The 22,354-nt window shown below is 72.3% G+C and carries 13 protein-coding genes and 1 pseudogene; 2 read left to right on the forward strand and 12 right to left on the reverse strand.

What is annotated here, in order from left to right; genetic code table 11:
* Positions 1–131: 131 nt before the first annotated feature.
* The 3 genes from E4099_RS11030 to E4099_RS11040 all read right to left on the reverse strand — a co-directional run bounded on the left by E4099_RS11030 (position 132) and on the right by E4099_RS11040 (position 3,460).
* The gene (locus tag E4099_RS11030) at positions 132–1,697 is read right to left on the reverse strand and encodes an FAD-dependent monooxygenase (protein ID WP_245244758.1); all 1,566 of its coding nucleotides are present in this window, start codon (positions 1,695–1,697) and stop codon (positions 132–134) included.
* 321 nt (positions 1,698–2,018) lie between these two features.
* Positions 2,019–2,885 (reverse strand): RNA polymerase sigma-70 factor, encoded by an 867-nt coding sequence (locus E4099_RS11035; RefSeq protein ID WP_135338828.1) that lies wholly within the window; start codon positions 2,883–2,885, stop codon positions 2,019–2,021.
* Entirely contained in the window at positions 2,882–3,460 is a 579-nt protein-coding gene (locus E4099_RS11040) for a carboxymuconolactone decarboxylase family protein (RefSeq protein ID WP_135338816.1), read from the reverse strand. Before E4099_RS11040 ends, E4099_RS11035 begins: the two co-directional genes overlap by 4 nt.
* Positions 3,461–3,733: 273 nt before the next feature.
* On the opposite strand from E4099_RS11040, the gene E4099_RS11045 reads away from it, so the two are divergent.
* Positions 3,734–4,780, forward strand: coding sequence for an alpha/beta hydrolase (locus E4099_RS11045; RefSeq protein ID WP_135338817.1), 1,047 nt, complete (start codon positions 3,734–3,736; stop codon positions 4,778–4,780).
* Between the two features lie 56 nt (positions 4,781–4,836).
* Here the strand turns inward: E4099_RS11045 and E4099_RS11050 are convergent, their stop codons facing one another.
* Positions 4,837–5,559 carry a TetR/AcrR family transcriptional regulator gene (locus E4099_RS11050; RefSeq protein WP_135338818.1) on the reverse strand — a complete coding sequence of 241 codons (723 nt, stop codon included), beginning with the start codon at positions 5,557–5,559 and terminating at the stop codon, positions 4,837–4,839.
* Between the two features lie 115 nt (positions 5,560–5,674).
* Between E4099_RS11050 and E4099_RS11055 the strand changes: the two genes are divergently transcribed.
* The gene (locus tag E4099_RS11055; RefSeq protein ID WP_135338819.1) at positions 5,675–6,883 is read left to right on the forward strand and encodes a saccharopine dehydrogenase family protein; all 1,209 of its coding nucleotides are present in this window, start codon (positions 5,675–5,677) and stop codon (positions 6,881–6,883) included.
* An 82-nt stretch (positions 6,884–6,965) separates the two neighbouring features.
* Here E4099_RS11055 and E4099_RS35165 read toward each other — a convergent pair.
* The 8 genes and pseudogenes from E4099_RS35165 to E4099_RS33580 form a co-directional block, all read right to left on the reverse strand.
* A pseudogene (locus E4099_RS35165) lies at positions 6,966–8,429 on the reverse strand (polyketide synthase dehydratase domain-containing protein); the annotation flags it as partial.
* Between the two features lie 584 nt (positions 8,430–9,013).
* Positions 9,014–9,445 (reverse strand): cupin domain-containing protein, encoded by a 432-nt coding sequence (locus E4099_RS11065; protein ID WP_135338821.1) that lies wholly within the window; start codon positions 9,443–9,445, stop codon positions 9,014–9,016.
* A 25-nt stretch (positions 9,446–9,470) separates the two neighbouring features.
* Positions 9,471–11,435 carry an aminotransferase class I/II-fold pyridoxal phosphate-dependent enzyme gene (locus E4099_RS11070; protein WP_135338822.1) on the reverse strand — a complete coding sequence of 655 codons (1,965 nt, stop codon included), beginning with the start codon at positions 11,433–11,435 and terminating at the stop codon, positions 9,471–9,473.
* Between the two features lie 19 nt (positions 11,436–11,454).
* A complete protein-coding gene (locus tag E4099_RS11075) occupies positions 11,455–12,411 on the reverse strand; it encodes an NAD-dependent epimerase/dehydratase family protein (protein ID WP_135338823.1) in 957 nt (318 codons plus the stop codon).
* A gap of 24 nt (positions 12,412–12,435) precedes the next feature.
* Positions 12,436–15,240 carry a non-ribosomal peptide synthetase gene (locus E4099_RS11080; RefSeq protein ID WP_135338824.1) on the reverse strand — a complete coding sequence of 935 codons (2,805 nt, stop codon included), beginning with the start codon at positions 15,238–15,240 and terminating at the stop codon, positions 12,436–12,438.
* A 165-nt stretch (positions 15,241–15,405) separates the two neighbouring features.
* Positions 15,406–16,566, reverse strand: coding sequence for an ATP-grasp domain-containing protein (locus tag E4099_RS11085; protein ID WP_135338825.1), 1,161 nt, complete (start codon positions 16,564–16,566; stop codon positions 15,406–15,408).
* Positions 16,567–16,840: 274 nt separating this feature from the next.
* The gene (locus E4099_RS11090; protein WP_135338826.1) at positions 16,841–17,443 is read right to left on the reverse strand and encodes a 2'-5' RNA ligase family protein; all 603 of its coding nucleotides are present in this window, start codon (positions 17,441–17,443) and stop codon (positions 16,841–16,843) included.
* 360 nt (positions 17,444–17,803) lie between these two features.
* The coding region (locus E4099_RS33580) for an SAV_2336 N-terminal domain-related protein (RefSeq protein WP_280923497.1) at positions 17,804–22,354 on the reverse strand (4,551 nt) is incomplete at its 5' end.

The raw sequence follows: 22,354 nt of genomic DNA on the forward strand, positions 1-22,354 counted from the left end.
CCCCCACCTCCACCTCCCTCCCCCGGCCCGCTCACGCGACCGAGCGCTGACCGCGCTTCTCCCCGCGCCCCGGGACCCGCACCCGTCGAGGGCGGGATCGCCGGGGCGCGCACCGGCGGGCTCCCTGGGATTCAGAAGGGTTCCGCGCCGGTGATCGCGGCGAGGGAGCGGCGCAGGGCCGTGCCGTCCGCTGGACGTTCGAGCCAGCGGGCGCCGATATGGCCGTCGGGTCGGACGAGCAGCGCGCCCGACGGACTCAGACCGCAGGCCTCGGCGTGGTCGCCGGGGAGGGGTTCGACGCGCAGCCGCCAGGGGCCGGCGGTCCGCCCCCGCGCCCAGCCGGCCGGGTCGGGAGTGAGCAGGGTGAACCATTCGCCGAAGGTGTCGAGTGTGGAGCGGCCGGGTGCCAGCCACCGGTGCGGCATGCGATGCCCTGGCTCCGCGGTGGGGACGTAGCGGGTGGTGGCAGGAGGTGACTCGGCCGGGGTGCCGTCGTCGGTGAGTACGGCGCCCGAGCGGTAGGCGGCGCCGAGCACCAGACCCAGTTGGGCGAAGAACCGCTCGGACCAGGGCAGTTCGATCCGCCCCCCGTCCGCTTCGCCGGCCTGGTGCTGCTCGCGGCGCCGTTGCTGCACCCGGAGCATCAGTCGGGTGTTGGCCACCGTCTGGTCGAGCGTCTGCCGGGCGACGGGAAGCCGTTCCCGCTCATAGCTCTCCAACAGGCGCGGCCCGGCCCACCCCTGGAGCAGGCCCGCCAGTTTCCAGCAGAGGTTGTGCACATCGGCCAGTCCCGCGTTCATGCCCAGGCCGCCGAAGATGGGGACCGCGTGCGCGGCGTCCCCGGCCAGGAGGATCCGGCCCTGCCGGAAGCGCTCGGCGACGCAGGCGTTCATCACCCAGTGCTGCACCCGCGACACCTCGATTCGCCTGTCGCCGCGGGGGCCGAGGGCGTGCGCGAGGAGTTCCGGCCAGTCGGCGTGCATGACGTCCTCAGGGGTGGCCACGAACCAGGCCCAGCCGCCCTCGGGGTAGAGCGGGGCGAAGGTTCCGCGGGCGGTGAAGTAGAGCCCGGCGGGCTGCTGGGCGCGCCAGCCCCCGTCGTCCATGTCGAAGACGACGGTGGTGAAGCTCCCCATCGCCCCCAGGCCGGTGGTGCCGATGCCCAGCAGCCGCCGCACGGTGGAGGTCGCGCCGTCGGCGGCCAGTACGTACCGGGCGCGGACCCGCCGCTGCGCACCGTGCTGGTGGTCGAAGAGCACGGCCACCACGCCCTCGGCCTCCTCGGCCAGGTCGATCAGCTCGACCCCGAACCGCAGGGGCGCCTCCGCCGCGGCGAGCAGCCTGGGCTCCAGCCGGTCCTGCGAGGTGACCACGCCGATCACGGGGCTCTCCGGCACCGGCGCGTTGATCCCCACCATCGCCACCGTGTCGAAGTCGCGGTCGTAGAGGGTGTCGCGGAAGCGGACGCGGCCGTACTCCGGGGGGAACGCGGCGGCCGCGATCGTCTCGGCGAGCCCGAGCCGGCGGTAGATCTCCATCGACCGCACGTTGACCAGCCGGGACCGGGGGAAGGGGGACAGCTCGCGATGTCTTTCGACCAGCAGCGTCCGTACGCCCCAGCGCTCCAGCAGGGCCCGGGCGGTGAGCCCGACCGGCCCGCCACCGACGATCAGCACCTCGGCGTCCGCCACCGCCACGCGGTCCATCATCCGCGCCGACCGGCCGCGGCGCACGCCCCCACACCGGCGTACACCCGAAGGTGCCCGTCTCCGCGGACCACCGGCGTGTCCGCCGGCCTCGGACGGTCGGCGGCCCAGGGCGCACAGGACGCGGCGGGGTCGCGCGGGGCACCGCGCCGCGCGAGGCCGCGGACGGGTGAGGACGAACGAGAGGTCGGGACGGACGGGAGAGGGCGGACGGGACCGGTCGGTGGCGGTCCCGTCCGCCCTCCCGGGGAAGGCGCCCCGCGGGTTCCGGGTGCCCGGGCCGCTCGCCCGGCCACCGGCGCCCCCGCGGGCCTACCTGGCGAGTTCGGCAGGCTCGTCCAGCCGGGTCAGCTTCCCCGGGTTGCGCACCACATAGATGCGGGTGACCCGCCCGTCCTCCACCTCCAGGCTGACCGCGGCCGGCTCGCCGTCGAACCGGATCCGGCCCGCCGGCGCGCCGTTGAGCCACACCGGCGTCGCCTCCAGCGCGGCCACCACCTGGTTCGCCCGCGCGAGCAGCGGCGCCACCAGGTCGACCCCGTGGATCGGGGTCAGGGCGGCGGCCACCACCCCGCCGCCGTCGGCGATCAGGACCACATCCGGCGCCAGGACCTCCATCAGCCCCTGCAACCGCCCGGTCCGCAAGGCGTCCAGGAACCGCTCCACCACGGCCTGCTGCTCCGACCGGCTCACCCGCGTCCGCGGCCGGCGGGCCGCCACGTGCTCACGTGCCCGCCGCGCGATCTGGCGCACCGTGGCCGCGGGCTTGCCCGTCGCCTCGGCGATCTCGCCATACGGCATGTCGAAGACCTCGCGCAGCACGAACACCGCCCGCTCGACCGGCCCGAGCGTTTCCAGCACGGTCAGCATCGCGATCGAGACGCTCTCCGCGAGTTCCACGTCCTCGGCTACGTCAGGGCTGGTCAGCAGCGGTTCCGGCAGCCACTCGCCCACATAGTCCTCGCGGCGGCGGGACAGGGTCCGCAGGCGGTTGAGCGCTTGCCGGGTGACGATCCGGACGAGGTACGACCGGGGATCACGCACCGCCGAACGGTCGACGTCGGCCCACCGCAGCCAGGACTCCTGGAGCACGTCCTCCGCGTCGGCGGCCGAGCCGAGCATCTCGTAGGCGACCGTGAACAGCAGGCGGCGGTGGGTGACGAACGGGTCCTCGATCATGCGGTCATCGCTCCACGGGGTGCCCGCGGACGCGCCGCCAGCGGAATCTCGCATGCGTCCGAGTATCCCTGCGAGGTGATCCCGTGTGCCGTGTTGCTCCTGGCCGAGAAGTTGGCGAAGGCGATGAACACGGTGAGTTCGACCAGCCCCGCCGGGCCCAACTGGCCGAGCAGGCTGGCCGACAGCTCATCGGTGACGGTCGTCGGTGTGTCCGTCATCGCCTCGGCGTACTCCAGCACCTCCCGCTCCAGCGGGGTGAACACCTCCGACTCCCGCCAGCAGGGCACCTGGCTGGCCTTGGTCAGGTCCAGGTTCTGGTTCAGTGCCGCGAAGTAGTTGATGTCGAGGCACCAGCTGCAGCCGACCTGCGCCGCGACGGCCATGTGGGCGAATGTCTTGAGGCTCTCGTCCACCGCGTCCCAGGACCGCACCGCGCCGGAGAACTCCATGGTGGACACGGCGATGGCGGGGTGGTTGAACACCACCTCGGTGGGCTCGGGAACCGCCCCCAGCTGCTTGATCAGGTTCTCCTTCATCTCGGTGGGAAGCTCCGCCTTCGGTACGCGCAGTGCCATGGTTCCTCCATAGGTGTGGCGGCCCGCGAGGGCCGGTCGTGGCCGGCACGGGCTCGCGTGCCGGTTCGCCCATGGAGACACCGCCGGATCCGCGAACGTGACAACCGCGCGCGGCGGATCGCGACCGAACGGATCCGTGCTCCGCGCTCCGGCAGGTGATTGACTACGCCGCATGGACATGGCGCGAGCGTTCCCCACCCGCACGGACCCGCTGACGAGCTGTTCCGCCCGGGATGCCGGCCGGCGTTCCCCCCACCCGGGGGACGGTCGGTCATGAGCGCCGGTGACAGGACCGCGCGGCCCGGTCCGGACCCGGTGGGCGCGCAGGCACCGCCCTTCGACCCCGAACTGGGCGCGGTGCTGGCGACGTTGGGGGACGACCTGCGGGAACCGCTCACCCCGGAGAACCTCGCCGCCCGGCAGCAGCTGGACGCCGCGGTCCGGCCCAGGCCGACGGTCCGGGAACTGTCGGCCGACGGCCGGTTCGCGGTGGACGAGCTGCGCGTGCCGGGACCGCCGGGCGCGCCGGAGGTCACGCTGGTGAGCGCGCGCCCCGCCGGGGTCACCGGGCCGCTGCCGCTGCTGTACTACATGCACGGCGGCGGAATGGTCGTGGGCAACGCCTGGTGCGTCCTTCCGGAGCTGCTGCGCGAATGCGCCCTGGCACTGGAGTTGGCCGTCGTCTCCGTCGAGTACCGCCTGGCGCCGCGGACGCGGTACCCCGGCCCGCTGGAGGACTGCTACGCCGGGTTGGTCTGGGTGGCCGGGCACGCGGCCGAGCTGGGCATCGACGCGGACCGCATCCTCATCGGAGGCAAGAGCGCCGGCGGCGGACTCGCCGCGGCGCTCGCCCTGCTCACCCGTGACCGGGGCGGGCCCGCGCCCATCGGGCAACTGCTGCTGTGCCCGATGCTCGACGACCGCAACGACACCTTCTCCAGCCACCAGATGGCCGGTGTCGACACCTGGGACCGGACCTCCAACGCCACCGGCTGGCAGGCGCTGTTGGGCGACCGGTACGGCACGGCGGACCTGCCGGCGTACGCGGCGCCCGCCCGCGCCACGGATCTGTCCGGGCTGCCCCCGGCCTATATCGAGGTCGGATCGGTGGAGACCTTCCGGGACGAGGACGTGGCCTACGCCAACGCGCTGTGGCAGGCCGGCGGCCAGGCCGAACTGCATGTCTGGCCCGGGGCCTGCCACGGCTTCGACTCCTTCGCCCCGCAGGCGGCGCTCAGCCAGGACGCCCGCGAGGCCCGCACCCGCTGGCTTCGGCGCGTCCTCGCCCGCCCGGCGGCCCCCGGCGGCCCGGCCCGCTGAGGTCTCGGCGTACCCGGTGACCCCCGCGGGCCGCGGCATCGCGGACGGCGGCGTACTCAGGCCCCCGGGTCCGCCGCCCGCGCGCGGGCGATCGCTGCGGCGGCGTTGTCCAGCAGCATGTCCAGGGCGGTCGGGTAGGCGCTGTTGTTCATGCGCGCGACCAGCAGCGGGACCGTGGCCGCGATGTTCGGGTGGGTCTCCGCGGGGAGCCGGGCGTAGGTGGCGTGCCAGACCGCTTCGTCGGCGGCGCGCGCGGCGGGCGGCAGGGCGAGGCCGGCCGCGTCCAGCACCGCGAAGGCCAGCGTCTGGTCGATGAACGCGTGGTAGATGCGCACCACCTCGCGGTCGGGGAGGCCGGCCGAGCGCAGCACGCCGAGGATCACCTCGTCGGCGTCGATCTCGTTCGCCCGGCCACTGACCCGGCTGGCGGTCAGGACGGCCGCCTGCGGGTGGGCGAGGTAGGCGGAGTGGATGCGCATGCCCAGTTCGCGCAGGTCGGCGCGCCAGTCGCCGGTGGCCTCCCAGCCCCGCATGGCGCGGCCGATCAGTTCGTCGGCGATGGCCAGCGTGAGGTCGTCGGCGCCGCGGAAGTAGCGGTACAGACTGCTCGGGTCGGCGCCGAGTGCCGCGCCGAGACGCCGCACGGTCAGCCCCTCCCGGCCGCTCTGCTGGAGCAGCCGCATCGCGGTCTCCACGATCAGCTGCTCCGAGAGAACGACACCCGCCTTGGTGGGTTTTCTGCGCTTCCGTGCCGCCTCCGGCACCACTTCCTTGGCCATGATCACTCCTTCGGATGCTCCTTCCAGCTTATGCCAACGCCATTGACATGGTTGTGGCGGGGGCCTTTCATGGGCGCACCAGCTCCGCCCTCTACCGACGAAAGGCATCTCTCCCATGCGAGTACTGCTTGTAGGCGCCGGCGGTGTCGGCACGGCGATCACCCGGATCGCGGCGCGCCGCTCCTTCCTCGACCACCTTGTGGTCGCCGACTACGACCTGTCCCGGGCGGAGGCGGCGGTAGCGGGGGTGGATGACGGCGGCACCCGGTTCAGCGCGGCGCGGATCGACGCCTCCGACCAGGCGGCGGTCACCGCGCTGCTGGTCCGGGAGCGGTGCGATGTCCTGCTCAACGCCACCGACCCGCGGTTCGTGATGCCGCTGTTCGAGGCCGCGCTGGCGGCCGGGGCGCACTACCTCGACATGGCGATGTCGCTGTCGCGCCCGCACCCCGAGCGGCCGTACGAGGAGTGCGGGGTCAAGCTCGGCGACGCCCAGTTCGAGCGCGCCGCGGAGTGGGAGAAGTCCGGCCGGCTGGCCCTGGTCGGCCTCGGGGTGGAACCGGGTCTCTCGGACGTCTTCGCCCGCTACGCCGCCGAGGAGCTCTTCGACGAGATCGAGGAGATCGGTGTCCGGGACGGCGCCAACCTGACCGTCGAGGGCCATGACTTCGCGCCGTCCTTCTCCATCTGGACGACCATCGAGGAGTGTCTGAACCCGCCGGTGATCTGGGAGAAGGACCGCGGCTGGTTCACCACGGCGCCCTTCAGCGAGCCGGAGGTCTTCGACTTCCCCGAGGGCATCGGCCCGGTCGAGTGCGTCAATGTCGAGCATGAGGAGGTGCTGCTGATCCCCCGCTGGGTGGACGCCAAGCGGGTCACCTTCAAGTACGGGCTGGGCGACGAGTTCATCGAGACCCTCAAGACCCTGCACAAGCTCGGGCTGGACAGCACGGAGGAGGTGGCGGTCGGCGGCACCCGGGTCTCACCGCGTGACGTGGTCGCCGCCTGCCTGCCCGACCCGGCCACGCTCGGCGAGCGGATGCACGGCAAGACCTGCGCCGGCACCTGGGTGAAGGGCACCAAGGACGGCGAGCCGCGCGAGGTGTACCTGTACCACGTGGTCGACAACCAGTGGTCGATGCGCGAGTACGGCTCCCAGGCCGTGGTCTGGCAGACCGCCATCAACCCGGTCATCGCCCTGGAGCTGATGGCACGGGGCACCTGGACCGGCTCCGGGGTGCTGGGCGCCGAAGCCTTCCCACCCCAGCCCTTCCTGGACCTGCTGAACGCGTACGGCTCCCCCTGGGGCATGCGCGACCAGTGACCGGGCCCGTCCCGGCCCCACCACCCGGGCCGGGACGCGCACCCCCGCCACCGCCGCCGCCCGCGGCGGGGCGGAGCCCCGCGGCGGCCAGGGCCGCGAAGGAGGCGGGCGTACCGTCGGTGTCCACCAGGACGAAGCGGCCGGGGTGTTCGGACTGGGCCGACCGCACCAGCCCCCAGACCGTGCTGTACGCGAGGCCGGGCACGTCCTCCTCCGGGCTCGCCGCCACCGCGCGGCCGGTCACGATGACCAGTTGGGCGTCGGCGAACTCCCGGGTGGCGAGCCAGGTCTGCACCAGCCGCAGCGCGTCGTGGGCCGCGGCCCTGGCGTCGGCCACCGGATCGGTGCCGTGGTGGCCCAGCGGGGCCAGCGCCACGTTGGGGGCGCCGGCCGTGGTGACGGCCCTGGCGGTGGCCTCGAGGTCGGGGCAGTGCTCCACATGGAGCCCCGAGGTGGCGAGCGCGGCGCCCAGTTCGGGGTCGCGCCCGCCCTCCACCACGGCGTAGCGCTGCCCGCCGATCGCGGTGCCCGCCTGCGGCACGGCCGTCCAGTCCAGGTGGAACAGCGAGGTGTGGGGTGCCGCTTGACGGGAGTCGAGCCGTTCGACGTCGACCGGGCGCAGCACCACCGCTTCGACGGCGGCGACCGGGGCGCCCTCCGCGTCCGCCAGTTCCAGGGCCACGGCGTCCGGCCCCACGGGCGTCAGCCGGACCCTGACGACATCGGCGCCGACCGCGTACGAGCGGACCCCGCGGAAGGTGAAGGGCAGGCCGGTCCGGATCTCCTCCGCCAGTCCGCCCAGGTGGATCGCGTGCAGACAGCCGTCCAGCAGGGCCGGGTGGAGGCCGAACGCGCCGGCCTCCACCCGCCGCTCCTCGGCCAGTTCCACCTCCGCGAAGGTCTCCTCGCCACGCCGCCAGGCACGGCGCAGCCCCTGGAAGGCGGGTCCGTAGCCGAATCCGTTCTCGGCCAGTGAGTCGTAGAGCCCGTCCGCCTCCAGCGCCCTGGCTCCCTCCGGTGGCCAGACCGGGTCGGCGGACGGGGCGAACCCGGCACGGCCCTCCCGCAGCGCGGCATCGACCAACTCCACCACGTTCCCGGGCCCCTCGGCCGACAGCTCGACCCGGTAACCGAAACCCTCATGGCCGCCGGCGGTCAGCACAACCGCGGCGGCAGTGGAGTCCGGCTCCCGGCCGGCAGCGACCACCACGGCGGTCCGGCACTCACCGGACCGCAGACTCCGTTCCGCCGCTGCCGCCGGATTCGGTCCGGCCCATCGCAGGCCCGTGGTGCCCAGTGCGCCGGCCGGCCCCTCCAGGAAGGCGGCGTCCGCTTCGGCGGCGGACAGGCCCGTCTCCTCGCCCAAGCGGCCAGGGGCGAGTCCCGCGTCCTCCACTGCGGCCCAGGCGGCCTCGAGCAGCGGGAGCCACCGCTCTGCCGGGGCCGCGCCGACGAGCGAGCCGAAGAGTTCCAGCCCGCTGGTTCCGCCGGGCTGCCGGGTGCGGCGCGCCACCCCTACGACGGCGACCCCGTCCGCGGTCGGCATCTCCCTTGCGTCCACAAAGCCTCCCTGACCGATGCCGAAACGAGGAGCCGCATGGCGTCAGCCGACGCGGCTTCCCATATCCACGGTCAAGGAACGCAGCGCGGGCCCCGGTGGGTCAACGAGTCCTCGGCCCGATTGGGAGAATCCCTAGAATTTCCCTGCCACCGGGAGTCCGCTTGCATCATTAAATGATGACCATCACATCGAAATCAGTGGCCATTCGGGAACGCATGCATTTCTTCACATGCCGTTCAGCTTCCGGACCCTTCAGCACCACTCTGACCTTGCGAAGCCGCGACACGAGTGTCCCTCCAGGGCCCCACTTCAACCAAGGGCGATCTCCGCCACTCCGCTCTTTCGGAATTCGAGTCCGATACGACCGAGGGGGACCACGGTATTCCGTGTCCGCGGCCGGTCCCTCACCCGGCTCGCGGATGTGCCGGGCGTCGGCCCCACCGATCCCCGCGGCGTGCAGGCCGACGCCCGGACTCTGGGACAAGGGAGGCTGTCTGCCCTCCTTGCGAGCCGCGGCCGCGGCCGGGCCGGCCTCGGCTCCACCGTGTGAAGCCGGGGCCCCGCAGGCCCTATCCGAGCGGGATGGGCTCGTTCGGCCCCTCCTTCGACTCTATGGCCAGGAACGACAGAACACCGTCGCCGATGTTTTTCAGGTCGTGGAGATGGAATCGCCCCGCGGCGGCCGAGAAGTACTGGACCTGGCCACGCGCGAAGGAGATCTCCCGGGTGCTGCCGTCGCTGTTGTGTTGACGGGCACGGCCATCCGTAAGGGCTATCCAGTGGTATTCCAGTACATGGCGGTGGACCGGAATCCGCTCTCCCGGCCGGAGACGGGTCTCCCAGATGCGCAGTGCGTCGGTCTCCTTCAACAGCACCCCGCCGATGTGGCCGTTGCCGGCGTTCTCGGCGAACTCCTGCTTCAGCGCTGGGCTCCAGCGCGCGAATCCTTCGGCGACGACAGTGCTGGCCACAGCGGAATCAGCACGGAATTCCCTGTTCATGAACGGCATCCTTTCACCCTTGGTGTCACTGGGCATCGAAGAGCGCCGCGAGCAGCGCGTCGTTCTGGCGCCGGGTGCCGATGGTGATCCGGCAGGTGTCCGGGACCAGGCGTCCGACCTCGGCGACGAGGATCCCCGCGGCGCGCAGTCGCTCCGCAGCGCGCTCGTACCTCCGAAACCGCACCAGGAGGAAGTTGGTGTCCGAGGGGAACACCCGGTCCACCGCGGGGTGCTCTGCCAGGAGGCCGGCCAGCCGATCGCGCTCGGCGCGGATGTGCTCCACGCTGGCGAGTACCGCTCTGGAGTTGGTGAGCCGGTTCCGTACCGCACGCTGTGACGCGTTGGTGAACCCGAAGGGCACCTGGACCCGCCGTAGGGCGTCGACGACGCCGGGCTGGGCGAGGACGATCCCGCAGCGCGCGCCCGCGAGCCCCCATGCCTTGGAGAGGGTCCTGAGCACGATGAGGTTGTCGTGCTCCGCGACCAGCCCGGCGTACGAGGGCTTCTCGCTGAACTCGACATAGGCTTCGTCGATCACCACCAGTCCGCGGCCGTGCTCCAGCAGGGTCCGGACCTGCCCCGGGTCGAGCCTGGTCCCGGAGGGATTCCCCGGATCGCACAGGATGGTCACCCGCGCCCGGGCCGCCAGGATCCGCTCCGTGTCGAGTTCGGACAGCTCGTCGCCGCCCAGCGGCACCTCGGTCACCGGAAGGCGGAGCACCCGGGCGAAGTGCTCGTACAGCGGGAAGGTGGGCGGGGTGACGCAGACCCCGTCGCCGGGTGAGGCGAGCGCGGCCAGGAGCAGCATGACGCCGTCCACCGCTCCGCTGGTGAACAGCAGGTGGTCCGCGCCCAGCGCGTCGGCGCCCTGGTGACCGGGCAGCTTCGCGATGGTCCTCAGGTACGTCCTGGCCAGCTCGGCGGTGTCGAGTTCGGGGTAGTGGCTCTCGGCGTCCAGGAACGGGTTGGTGTTGCTCGACAGATCGATCAGGTCGAACCGCGGCACCCGGCGGAAGCGGGCCGGCCCCGGGACCGGAACCCCCGCGATGGGCGGTGCCGCGAAGGCCGACAGTGCCTGCTCCCGTTCCTCCTCCACCGGGGCGGCGAGCTCGGGAGCCCGCAGCCAGTGGTCGACGGGGACGAAGAGGTCGGCTCCCAGACCTCGCTTGGCGCGGACGTCGCCTCGGCCGAGGTGGACCCATCCCAGCCCGTCGTGCCGGGCCTGGAGGTAGAGCCGGTACACGGCCGCCAGAGAGAGGTCGTGCCGCGCGGCAGGGTCGTCGTGATCGATGGCCTGGGTGAGGAAGTAGCTCCCCTGGCCGTTGTGGGACCTGGTGACAAGCCCGGCCTGCACAACGGTGTCCCCTCTGCGGCGTACGAACACCTCGGTGCGCTCCGCCATGCCGCCCTTGGCCAGGGCCGCCAGGGCGGCGGCGTTGTACAGGCTGCCGTGGCCGTGGGAGCGCCGGGCCTGACGCTCGTGGAGCTCCACGAAGGCGTCCCGGGCCCACGGCTTCCCGTCCAACTCGCCCAGCGGGATCCGCTCCCATGTCACCTCACGGGAGACCGCGTGGTACCGGCGGCGCAGATCCCGGAGTCGTCTGCCGCCGATCCGGGTGCGCAGCACATCGTCCACGTCCCCGGTGAGCCGTACCAGGCACTCGCTCCGGGCGGCGACGGGGACGAAGCCGGCCGCCCGCAGCGGGCCGGTGTCCTCGCTGCGGCGCACACCGGGCACCAGGATCTGGGACAGGCCCAGCGCCTCCGCTCGGCGGGCCAGTTCATCGAGGGCCGGCGAGGTGGGTGCGGGGTTGGTGGGGCTGTACAGGGAGCCGCCGACCAGGGTCGGGCGGGTGAGCACCGCGCCCGGCGCGGCGGCGAACGCGCCGCTCTCCGGGCCCAGTCGTTCCGGCGGGCACACGGGGGCATCGGCTCCCAGGGCAGCGCACAGCATGTCCTGGTGCGTATCGGCATCTGCGGACCTGCGCATACTTCTCCTCTCCTCTTCGCTACCCGGCCGCGTCGGCCGTGTGGGTGCCGAGGTACTCGTCGATGCGGTCGCGGTACTCCTCGAACAGTTCGGCCAGGGTGCGGGCGATACCGGTCCTCCAGTCGACGGTGCAGTCACCGATCAGCCCGCGGCGGACGCCGTGGTCGAAGATCGCCGTCTCCCGGCTGGTGTCGCAGCGGTCCAGGAGGACCGGCACCCCGGTGAGGGCGGACATGTACTCCAGCAGGTCCGTGATACCGACCTCTTCGTCGCCGCCCCAGTTCACGACCCGGGCGGGGACCCGCGCCGCGTCCCACAGCAGCGGGACCTGCCGGACGACATCGTCGGTGTGCAGCAGGTTGCAGTGGTTCTGCCCCTGGCGAGGCACGGCGCACGGCTGCCGCCGGCGCATCTCGTTGAAGAGGATCATCGGCACTCCGCCGTGGCCGTACGGACCGTAGGCGATGTTGAGACGCGCGATCACCGTCGGCAGCCCGAGCGTCTCGGCCAGGCCACGCGCCACCCCCTCGGCGGTGATCTTGGCGATGGGGTAGGTGGGCAGCCACGGGGCTGCCCCGCCCAGCGGGTCGCTCTCCCGGTACCGGTGTGTGCCGTCGGCCCGGTCGTAGACGACCCCGGAGGAGACATAGAGGAACGACTCGGCCGTCGAGCAGTGCGTCATCAGGCGGGCGGTGCCGGTGGCGTTGACGCGCGCGGTCTCCTCGAAGTCGCGGCCGTCGCCCCGGTGCACCGCCGAGTGCAGGACATGGGTGAAGTCGCGTGGCAGGCCCGCCAGGTCGTCGGTGGCCATGTCCCAGACGACCGTGCGGGCGCCCCGCTCCTGGAGGGCGGTGCGGGCGGCGCGGTCGCCGAACCGGCCCAGGCACCACACCTCGTTCTCGGCGGCGAGCGCTTCGGCGACCGGCCGTGCGACCTGTCCGGTCCCGCCGGTGATGAGAATCTTCTTCCCGTGCATGATCAGCGGCTCCTGGTCTGCCGGTCAGCGGTCCGCGTCGGCGCGTACGGTGCCGACGCCTGCCGTGTCGTCGCCTTCCGCTTCGGTGCGTTCGGTGTCCAGGGCACGGGCCAGCTGCTGCCGCAAGGTCGCCTGGAAGGTCTGCACATGCTGCGGGCTCATCAGGGTGTAGTGCTCCCCGTCGACCTCGATGTAGGTGTTGGTTCCACGGGTGAAGTCGTCCCAGTGGCGCAGCTGGTCGTTCAGCCACTCCTCCTTGGTGCCGCGCAGCGGAGTGCAGTAGAAGACCTTGACGTCGCCGACCGATCCGGAGGGTTCGTAGGTGCGGCCCAGGTGCACCATGCTCTGGGCGAGGTGGACCCAGGCCGTGAAGCGTTCGAGGTCCAGGCCCAGCTCGTCCAGGCGCCGCCTGGGGGCCCGGTCGATCAGTTGGGCCAGCTGGTCGGCCTCGGGCAGGGCGCGGAGGGTGGCGGCCAGTTCCTCGATGTCGGCGGGGCTGACCAGCTCCAGGAACAGCGCCAGGTTGATCGCGCCGTCGGTGAAGGTGATCTCGTTCATCCGGTCGGAGATCCGCGGGGGCAGGTTGAAGACCCCTACGAACCGGACCTCGTCTCCGTCGGCCTCCAGCCGCTTGGCGATCTCGAACGCCACCGCGGCGCCGTAGGAGTACCCGGCCACGGCGTAGGGGCCGCTGGGCTGGACCCGCCGGATCGCCTCGACGTAGGTGGAGACCATCTCGGCGAAGGAGGCGAAGTGGGTCTCCCCCTGTCCGAAGCCGCGGGCCCGCAGCGCGTAGAAGGGCCGTTCGCCGGTGAAGTACTTGGCGAGGTTGACGAACACCAGCACCTCGCCCAGGCCGGGGTGGACGCAGAACAGCGGTGTCCCGTCTCCGGTCACCTGCAGCGGCACCAGCGGATCGTAGGCGAGGTCCCCTTCCGCGCTCTGGCGGGCGCTGAGCCGCTGGGCCAGTGCCCGTACGGTCGGTGCCTGCAGGAGCGTCGCCATCGGAACGTCCTCGATGCCGAACGCGGCCTGGATCTCGATCCTGAGCCGCAGCACGTCCAGGGAGGTTCCGCCCAGGTCGAAGAAGCTGGCGGTCGCCGACACCCGTTCGGTGTTCAGCACCCGGGCGTACAGGTCGGCCAGCGTCTTCTCCTCGTCCCCCTCGGGGGCCACGTGGCTGCCGAGGAACCGCCGGCTCACCTCCTGCGACCTGTGGATGGCCGGATCCAGGCCGCCGGCCTCGACGGCCTCGCGCAACCGCTGCCGCTGGATCTTGCCGAGGTTGCCGCGCGGGATCTGGGCCTCGGTGACGGGCAGGATCAGCTGGGGCCGGAATCCCCAGTGCATCACCGTGGAGCTGCGGATCGCCACGATGGTCCGGTACACGGCCGTGTCGTCGGTCGAGTCGCCCGCCGGGACGAAGGCGATGGCGAGCTGCTCGGAGTCGGCGCCCTCCGGTCGGGTCGGGAAGGCCGCGATCTGTCCGCGCCGCACCCCGTCCAGCTCGTCCAGGACCGCTTCCAGGTCATGGCTGTAGTAGTTGACGCCATTGACGATGATGGAGTCCTTGGTGCGGCCGACGAGTGTCAGTCGCCCTTCGGGGTCGAGACGGCCCAGGTCGCCGGTGCGGAACCAGCCATCCGGGGTGAACGCCGCCCCGGTCGCCCGGTCGTCGCCGAAGTACCCGCCGGTGACCATGGGGCCGCGCAGCTGGACCTCGCCCGAGGCGGTCGATCCGGGTCGGTCGGTGGAGGACAGTACCGCCCCGTCGCCGCCTGCGATCCGAATCCGCAGACCTCGCACCGGGTGCCCCAGCGAGGGGAATTCCGTCCCCAGGTCCCGGGTGGCGAAGTCGCGGCTGAATATGCTGCCCGCACATGTCTCAGTCATTCCGAACGCGGGCACGATCACGTCCCCGCGAAGCCCGCTGCGGGAAAGCGTGCTGAGGAATTGGCGTACGGTGGCGGTCACCGTGGCCTCACCACCGGAAATGATGTGCCGCACCGCTGACAGATCCAGCTCCTCGGGAACATCGGGGCGTTGTGCGAGGGCCTGGTTGATCTGCCCGAAGAGGAAGTTGGGGGTGAAGGTCACCCTCACCCGGTGCGCCGAGAGCAGCCTGAGCAACTCCACAGGGTCCGCCATGATCGTGGCCGGAACCGTCATGACCTGGTTGGCTCCGTTGAACATGGGCAGCAGATGGGCCTCGATCGCGGCGATGTGATCGGTCGAGATCCAGTTCAACGAGGTGTCCTCAGGCCCCAGTTCCAGCGCCCCGGCCTTGCCCGCCTGGGCCGCCAGCAGATTGGCGTGGGTGAGTTTCACCGCCTTGCTCGATCCGGTGGACCCGGAGGTGAGCATCAGCAGGGCCAGGTCCTCCGGAGCGGGCGCCGGGAGCCGGCCGGGCTCGTCCGGGGCGTGCAGCTCCTCGATCGTCACGCCCCGCAGGCCCACATCGGGCAGGTCCCCGTGGGCCCCCTTGGATGCGACGATGAGCGGGTCGCCCAGCAGGGTGCGCAGGTGCTCCAGCTGTGCCCGCCACCGAGCGGGATCAGCGGGCGGGGCAATCGGGCAGGGCACGACTCCGGCCAGCACACACCCCCAGAAAACGGGGAAGAAATCCTCGGGATCGCCGGCGACTATCAGTACGCGATCACCCTGGGAAGTGCCTTGGTCGTGCAGGCCTCGGGAAATCCGGCGGGCGGATTCCCGCAAGTCGGCGTAGGAAAGGAACGAGCCACCGGCGAACGTGACTCCGCGAGAGGTGTCCCGGGCCGCGTGTTCGAGCAGCTGCGGAAGCGTCGAGGCAGGGATGTGGTCCGGCATGGTGAAGTCCTCCGGTCGAAAGAAACGGAAAACCAATAGCGAGTGGACGCTTGATGAGAATGCGCGGGACGCGCATGGGAAAGGCCGCGTCGACTTTCCGCCGTGCGTGGGCGTGTCGGGTGTCGGCCTGAGTGAGAGAGATGCGCCGGGGCGGGCGCGGGCCCGCTATTCGCCGCCGGTCTCGTTGAAGTGCGCGATGGCCTCGATGGTTTGCTGGAGCTTCAGCTCGTCCTGGTCGGAGACGATGGCCTCGCCGACCCGGCCGTACGGCCCGATCGGCGCGTCGGGCGAGTATTGGAGCTCATCGAAGACGAAGTTGTCCTCGAAATCCTTCTGGGTCAGTTGGCCGCTCCGGGGGCGCCGCAGCAGTAGGTAGCCGTGGAATCGGTCCGGCGCACGCCCGTCCGGTATTCCGGCTATCTTCTCACCGAGAGCCAGGCTGATTTCCGCGTCAAAGAGATCGACGCCGAAGGTCAGTTTGTTGACTCGGGGGGCCAGCGCCCCGGGAAGGCGCATGGCGCACTCCCCGAAAGTGAGCCCGGATTCTTCGTCGAACATCTCCAGATGGAAGACGCAATCGGGTGCGTCCAGACTGGCCAGCGCCTGCCTGGCCAGCGCCTCGCCCTGCCGGAACAGTTCTGGATGCCGCCTGCTGTCCATGATGTGGGCGGCCAGGACGCCCCCCTGCACGGCGCTCAGCGGTGAGATGCGGTCGCGGTTCATGGACCACCACCGAAGATCGCCGTCCTGCCAGATTCCGTCGATATAGACTTCCGGCGCATCGATGAAAGGCTCGGCGACGATCTCCACGTCCGACTGCCACGGGAAATGTTCCAGCGCCTGTTCGTATTCTTGCGCAGTACGGATGATGTTCGTGCGCAGTGAACCGGCCCCGTTGGCCGGCTTGAGGACGAAGACCTCCCCCAGTTCCTTGGCGAGATCCGCGTAGGAAGTACCCCTGGGAACATGCCGGCAGCGCGCCCGCGCGACCTGAGGCGGCAGTCTGCTCTTCTGTAGGTACTTGTCCCGGAAGTAGAGGGTCGCCTTTGTGTCCGCATTCCCTGGAAGGCCTAGCTCCCGCCGCAGAAACGCTGCCGTGAACACTCCCATTTCATGGACGGTCAGCGCTCCGGCCACATCACCGATATCGGCCGAGAGCACTGCCCGCAGGACCTCTTGGGCGTTCTCCATGTCGCTTACACAGATGAACTTCCGATGCTCCGGGACATGTACCGGTGCCTGCACGATGTAGAAGGGTTCCACACCACGGATCCGCAGCGCCTGGTCGAGGTCGCCTCGGTATCCGAGTACCAGAATTGTCGGCATTCCGATCTCTCCTTGCCGAAAACAATCGAGACCCTGAAGAAATAGCTGCCCACTACCCCTGAAACCAACGGGAAGCATCCTTGCACAAGAAGGCCGATTCTCGTCGCGTGACATAGATCACACTATTACTTCGCTGTAGATGGCATGAAGTCATTAGCTCCAATTCTGCCCCCTACATATGTTCACCATGTGGCCATAATTCATCTGCCGCAAGCAAACAGACATACGGCGCGAGCTGGGGACGTACGAGGGTCGGGCACACGGCCGGCGCGGCCTACCCGTCCGGCTCGCCGGGCTCGCTCTCCGGCCGCCAGGTCACCTCACCCGTGCCCAGCGCGATGGTCACCCGCGGCCGCATGGGCCCCTCCCCCCGGCGGGAGAGCAGGAACACCTCCGTCACCCGCACCGATGCGCTCCCCAGCAGGGCCTCGCACTGGGCGGCGAGCCGACGTGGATGCCGGGTCCGGCCCAGGGAAAGGTGCGGGGTGAAGCCCTTGGACGGGCCTTCGCACAGCGGGAACCGCCGCTCCAGGGCTTGATGCAGTTCGGTCCAGGATGCCGAGCCGGCCGAGGCGGGATCGAGCCAGATGGTGGCATCCTGCCGGTGCCGGAAGAAGCGCACACCCTCCAACCGCGCGGGGAAGGCCACCGTCTCCGCCGCCGCGGCGGCGAGCAGCGGAACGGCCCGTTCGAAGTCGGCCTCCGGCACGAAGCCGAACAGCAGATTGACGTGCGGCGGCCAGCGGCCGATCTGCCGATCGTGCTCCCGCCGGATGTGCTGGATCGGCGGCCACAGCTCCCCCGGCGGCAACCAGGCCACCGCGGTCCGCGCCGTCGGCGGGACGGCCAGCACGTCATGAGGGGCGATGGGCTCCATGGGACGGGTCCCTGTCCGGCTCGGGTCCACTTCCGCCGTGCGGAACGGATGCCTACAGTCTGCACGCGTCCACGTCCGCCCGACCGCCACCCGCCCGACACGCGCCCCCTGGTCACCCGACCGTCAGCAGGTCATCGACCGTTCCCCGTCCCGGGCCCACTCCGCATCGGTCGGTCGGTCTCATCGGCGTGAGCCCTCGGCCGGAGGCGTCGCAGCCGCGACACCCGTCCTCGGTCGTCAGCACCCGCTCCGTACGGGGCTCCGATGCCGTCAGCGGGTCGGGCGCGACCTCGGCGGAGAGCCGATGCGACACCGCCCCGTCGGCGGTCCGCGTCAGCCCCCTCCGTGCGCCCGGCGGCGTCATGGGGCCGGTCGGGCCGGCCCCGGTGGGAAGTCCTCGGCGACCAGCGCGGCGAGGTGGACGAACGCGATCAGCGTGCCCTCGGCGAGTCGGCCGAGGTCGACCTCGGGAGTGCTCCACAGCTCGGGGTCGAAGGGGATCGTCGCCACCGCGCGGCACAGTCCGGTGTACCGGGCGACGGCGTTTCGGACCGCCGCCGGGGTGGCTTCGCCGCGCACCGCGGTGACCGCGACCACGGCCTGCCGGGCGAGGGCCGCGTGGCGGGATCCCAGCAGCCGCGTGAGGGCGCGGTGGCTTTCCCCGTCGTCGTCGACCGGACAGACGATGACCAGTTGGTCGGCCTGGTCGAAGACTCCCAGGGAAGCGGCCCGCGCCGTGTTCGCCCCGGCTTCGCTGAGCACGATGCGGTAGTCCTCGCGCAGCAGCGCCAGGGCCTGGCCGTAGCGCGGGCCGTTCAGCGCCTTGGTCACCACGGACGACGGGTGCCCGTGCACCAGCAGATCCAGCCGCCCGCGGTCGTTCCTGGTGTACCGCCACAGATCGCAGCCGCTGTCGAGGAGTTGGAACAGGTCGAACCGGGCCCGGGGGGAGGGCACGCTCGCGGCCTGACGCGCTCGTTCGGAGAGCGTGCTGCCCGGCCAGGTGGCGTCGAAGGCGATCGCCCGATCATCGCGGAGTGCGGCGAACACGGCCCCCAGCGCCATCGTGGTGACGGCCTTGCCGGCCTCCGGACGGAAGCTCATCACCGCGATGTGGCGGCTGGAGGCGAGCGGCGCACGGATCAGGTCGAGCGGCCCCGGTCCGGGGGCGGTCTCCGGTGCGCACGCCGGGTCGAGGGGCTCGGCGGACGGCGGTGGCCGCAGGGTGCTGGAGGCGGTGAGCGCCTCCGCCACGGTCCGCGCGTCCGGGCGGTCGCGGCGCCGCGCTGCCAGGCATCGCGCCACCATCTGCCGCAGCGGCTCCCACCGCTGGTCCGCCCAACGGGAGCCCGACCAGTCGAGACCGGTGCCGTCAAAGTCCGCGCGGGTCGGCGCGGGCTCCTGCCGCCGCGCACCGCCCAGCAGGGCCAGGATCTCGCCGAGGGCGGCCACATCGTCCTCGGCGGTGGGCACGGCCAGCCGCGATTGGCGGTGACCGTCGATCACCGCGTTCACCCAGCCGATGAGCTTCACCCTGCGGTTGGCGACGAGCACGGTGTCCGTACTGAGGTTGCCGTGCACCATGCCCAGCGAGGCGCACAGACTCACCGCCTCGGCCACCCCGCGTCCGAGATCCGCGGCGGTGTACGGATCAAGCTCCGGACGAGTGGCGAGGAAGGTGGTCAGGGTCGCCACGGGCGTGGTGGCGGTGTCGCGGAAGAACTCCCGCGCGACATAGGGCACGGGACGGTGGACCTGGGCTTCGAGCAGCCGCGGGGCGTAGCGGCCCGCCATCCTGCGCAGCGCCTTGGCCTCCCGGTCCAGTTGTACGACCCCGTACTCGCGGAACGAGGGGGCCCCTTGACCGGTGTCCGGTGGAAGGGTCCGGAGGGCGGCGGGCGTGCCGGACTGATCGGCCAGGTAGAGGCAGGTGTCGGGTGCCGGGTTGAGCCGGCCGAGGAGGCGGTACGGGCCCACCGCCACCGGATCGCTGTCCGACAGCGGCAGCCACACCGTGGGCGAGAGGATCCCGGAAAGCCGTGCGGGGAGCGGGGCGGAGGACGCGTCCGCGGGTGCCTTCGGGGTCCGCGGCGGCATGGGTGGCGGTGTCCGCGCAGGTGTGGAGGGCGTTGCCGCCGGTGCCTGCGGGGACTGCGGCGGGGGCGCGGCCGCCTGCGGCGGGATCGAGGGCGGTGTCGCCGATGCCTGCGAGGACTGCGGCGGCGCGGCGGGTGCTGCCGGCGACGCCGGCCCGGGCCGCGGAGGCGTCGAGGGTGGCAGCGACTCCGGGCGGGGCGGTGAGAACACCGGGGAGCCGTCCGGGCCGTCGATCCGCTCGTACCGGTCGAAGACCTCCAGCACCTCCTCGATGGAGGGCCGCCGTGCGCTGTCCGGGTCCAGGCAGCGGTCGATGACCTGCCGCAGCGGCTGCCACTGGCCGCCCCGCCAGCGTGGCGGGTCCGGAGCACCCGGCAGCCGACCGGGCAGCTCGATGCCGCCCACCGCGCACAGCAGTTCGCCGAGGTCGTGGATATTGTCGGCGGGCCGCGGGGTGCCCGGGTGCCGCCCGGGCATGGGTGGCGAATACGCGTCGATGGCCGCCGCGGACCAGCCCATCAGATACACGTCCGTGCCGACCAGGTGCACCGCGGGGGCGCTCAGGTCGCCGTGCACCATGCCCTGCCGGAGGCAGTGGTGCACCGCTTCGGCGAGCTGCCGGGCGACGGCGAAGGCGGTGTGGCCGTCCCAGCGCTGCCGCTCCAGGGCGACCGGCAGTGGCAGGGGATCGTCCAGCAGCTCCTGGGCGATCCAGGGTGGATCGGCGGTGACCCTTTCCGCCAGCAGCCGGGGCGCGTGGCGGCCGTCCATCCGGCGCAGCGCCTCCGCCGCGATGTACAGCACCGGCATGGAGATCTCCGGTGGCATGTGCGGCACGGTGTGCAGCAGCGCCGCCCCGCCGTCTGGATGGACTCCCAGATAGGCGGTGGTGTACAAGCCGGGCTCAAGGCGCAGCACCACGGTGTACGGCCCCAGCTTCCGGGGGGAATCCGGCAGCAGCGACAGCCACGGGCCGTAGCCCGGGTTCACGGCGCCGGGCAGGGCGACGGCCTCCGGCTCGGGTGCGCGGAGCCCGAAGCGTTCCGCCAGCCGCCGCTCCACCCGGGCGAAGGGCAGGCCGCCCGGGTGGAGTTCGTCCGAGCCCTCCGGATGGGCCAGCCACGCGGGGAAGTCCGGTGAGCGGCCCGCGAGCCGCTCCAGCTGGTTGCCCACCCGCTCCCCGGTCCGCAGCAGCTCCCCGGGTGGGACGGCGTCGAGCAGCGCCTGCTGGGTCTCCGGGGCGAAGGTGAAGGTCCGGTGCTGGGCGGGGAGCGGCTCCGGGCCCGCGGCGGGCGGCGGGGTGGCGGGGCGCATCAGCCCGCCCAGGAACACCTCGGCGAGATGGCCGGTGTCCGCCCGCCACTCCACCGAGGACTGCACCAGGCGCATCACCGGCACCGACAGCGGTGCCACCGCGGCCAGGTGCGCGGCCAGCCGGTACGCCTCGGGGGACGCCGCGTCGCGGAACCACCGGAGCCGGCGCAGCTCCTGCTCCGCGCTGGAACCGTCCCGGCCGCCGGTGGCGGCGGTGCGCCCGGATGGGTCGGGCGACGCGGGTGGGTCGGGGTACCCAGGCCCGCCAGAGGACGCGGGCCGATCCGGCGTCGCGGGTCGGTCAGAGGACCCGGCTCGATCCGGCGAGGCCGGCCGGTCACCGGGCTCGGGTCCGTCGGCGGGCGCGGAAGTCGGCCCGGCGGCCGGCGCGGGTCCGGTGGGACCGGTCGGCGGTGTTCCGGTCGCGCCGCGCGGCGCCGTACGGGGCCGGGCGAGCAGCGGCAGCAGGGCCGTGCCGCCGGGCGAGGAGACCAGGCGCGCCCACTGCGCCAGGGCTCCGGCGGCCGGTTCGAGCACCGGCACCGGTACGCCCCGGAACCCGGCCAGCTCGGCGGGGAGGACCGGATCGGAGACGGTCCAGTCCGCGTTGGCCGCGCCCGGCCTGCGGGTCGTCACCCGCCAGCGCTCCGCGCGGATCGCGGAACCGGCCCACAGCCGGGGAGGCAGCGCGTGCACCACCGCGGTGGGTCCCTGGGCCGCCCACCGCTCCAGCACGGCCGCCATCCGGCCGTCCCGCCACGCCGAGCCCACTCCGTCGCTGACGATGAGCACCAGCGTCCGGCCGGAGGGGTCGCACACCGCGGCCGCCGGCAGTTCGGCCGCGTCGGGCGCGTACGGCTTGGCGCGGAGCGCCGGGGTACCGGCGCCGCGCGACCGCAGGCCGTGCACCCGCACCATCCGGAAGGCGCCGGAGCGTTGCAGCAGGGTGCGCAGTTCCACCGCGAGCCGCCGCCACAGCAGCATGGACAGGCCGTCGTCCACGATGAGCGCGAGGTCCAGCCAGCGTTCCCGGGCCGGGCGGGTGATCACGTCCGGCAGCCGGGTGTCGGCGAGCACGGTCGCGGTGGCGACCTCGTCTATCTCCCGTTTGAGGAGGTTGGGACGGTACTGCTTGAGCGGGCGCAGTGCCCGGCCCAGGGCCAGTTCGGCGCCGAGTGCCTTGCCTTCCGGTACGCGCAGCGGCAGCGCCCGGCGCGGTGTCGCGCTGGTGCCGGGGCGCGGGGCGGGAGCCGACCCGTCTCCCCTCCGCCGGCCGGGAGCGTTGGCGGAGGGCGCTCCCGGCCCACCGAACACCTCGCCGGGGCGCGGCCCTTGCCCCTCGTGATCCGGTCGGGGCGGCGGGTCCGCGGTGCCGGCCCGTCGCGCGGACCGCCCCTCCGTCGAGCGGGCCGGGTCGGTCCCGCCGGTGCCGGCGGGTTCGGGGTGTGCGAGGGGGCGCCGCCGGGCCGGCGTCCGCGGTGGCGGGGCCGCCCGGTGGGG

Origin of the sequence: Streptomyces palmae (assembly GCF_004684805.1) — a bacterium.
Taxonomy (GTDB): domain Bacteria; phylum Actinomycetota; class Actinomycetes; order Streptomycetales; family Streptomycetaceae; genus Streptomyces; species Streptomyces palmae.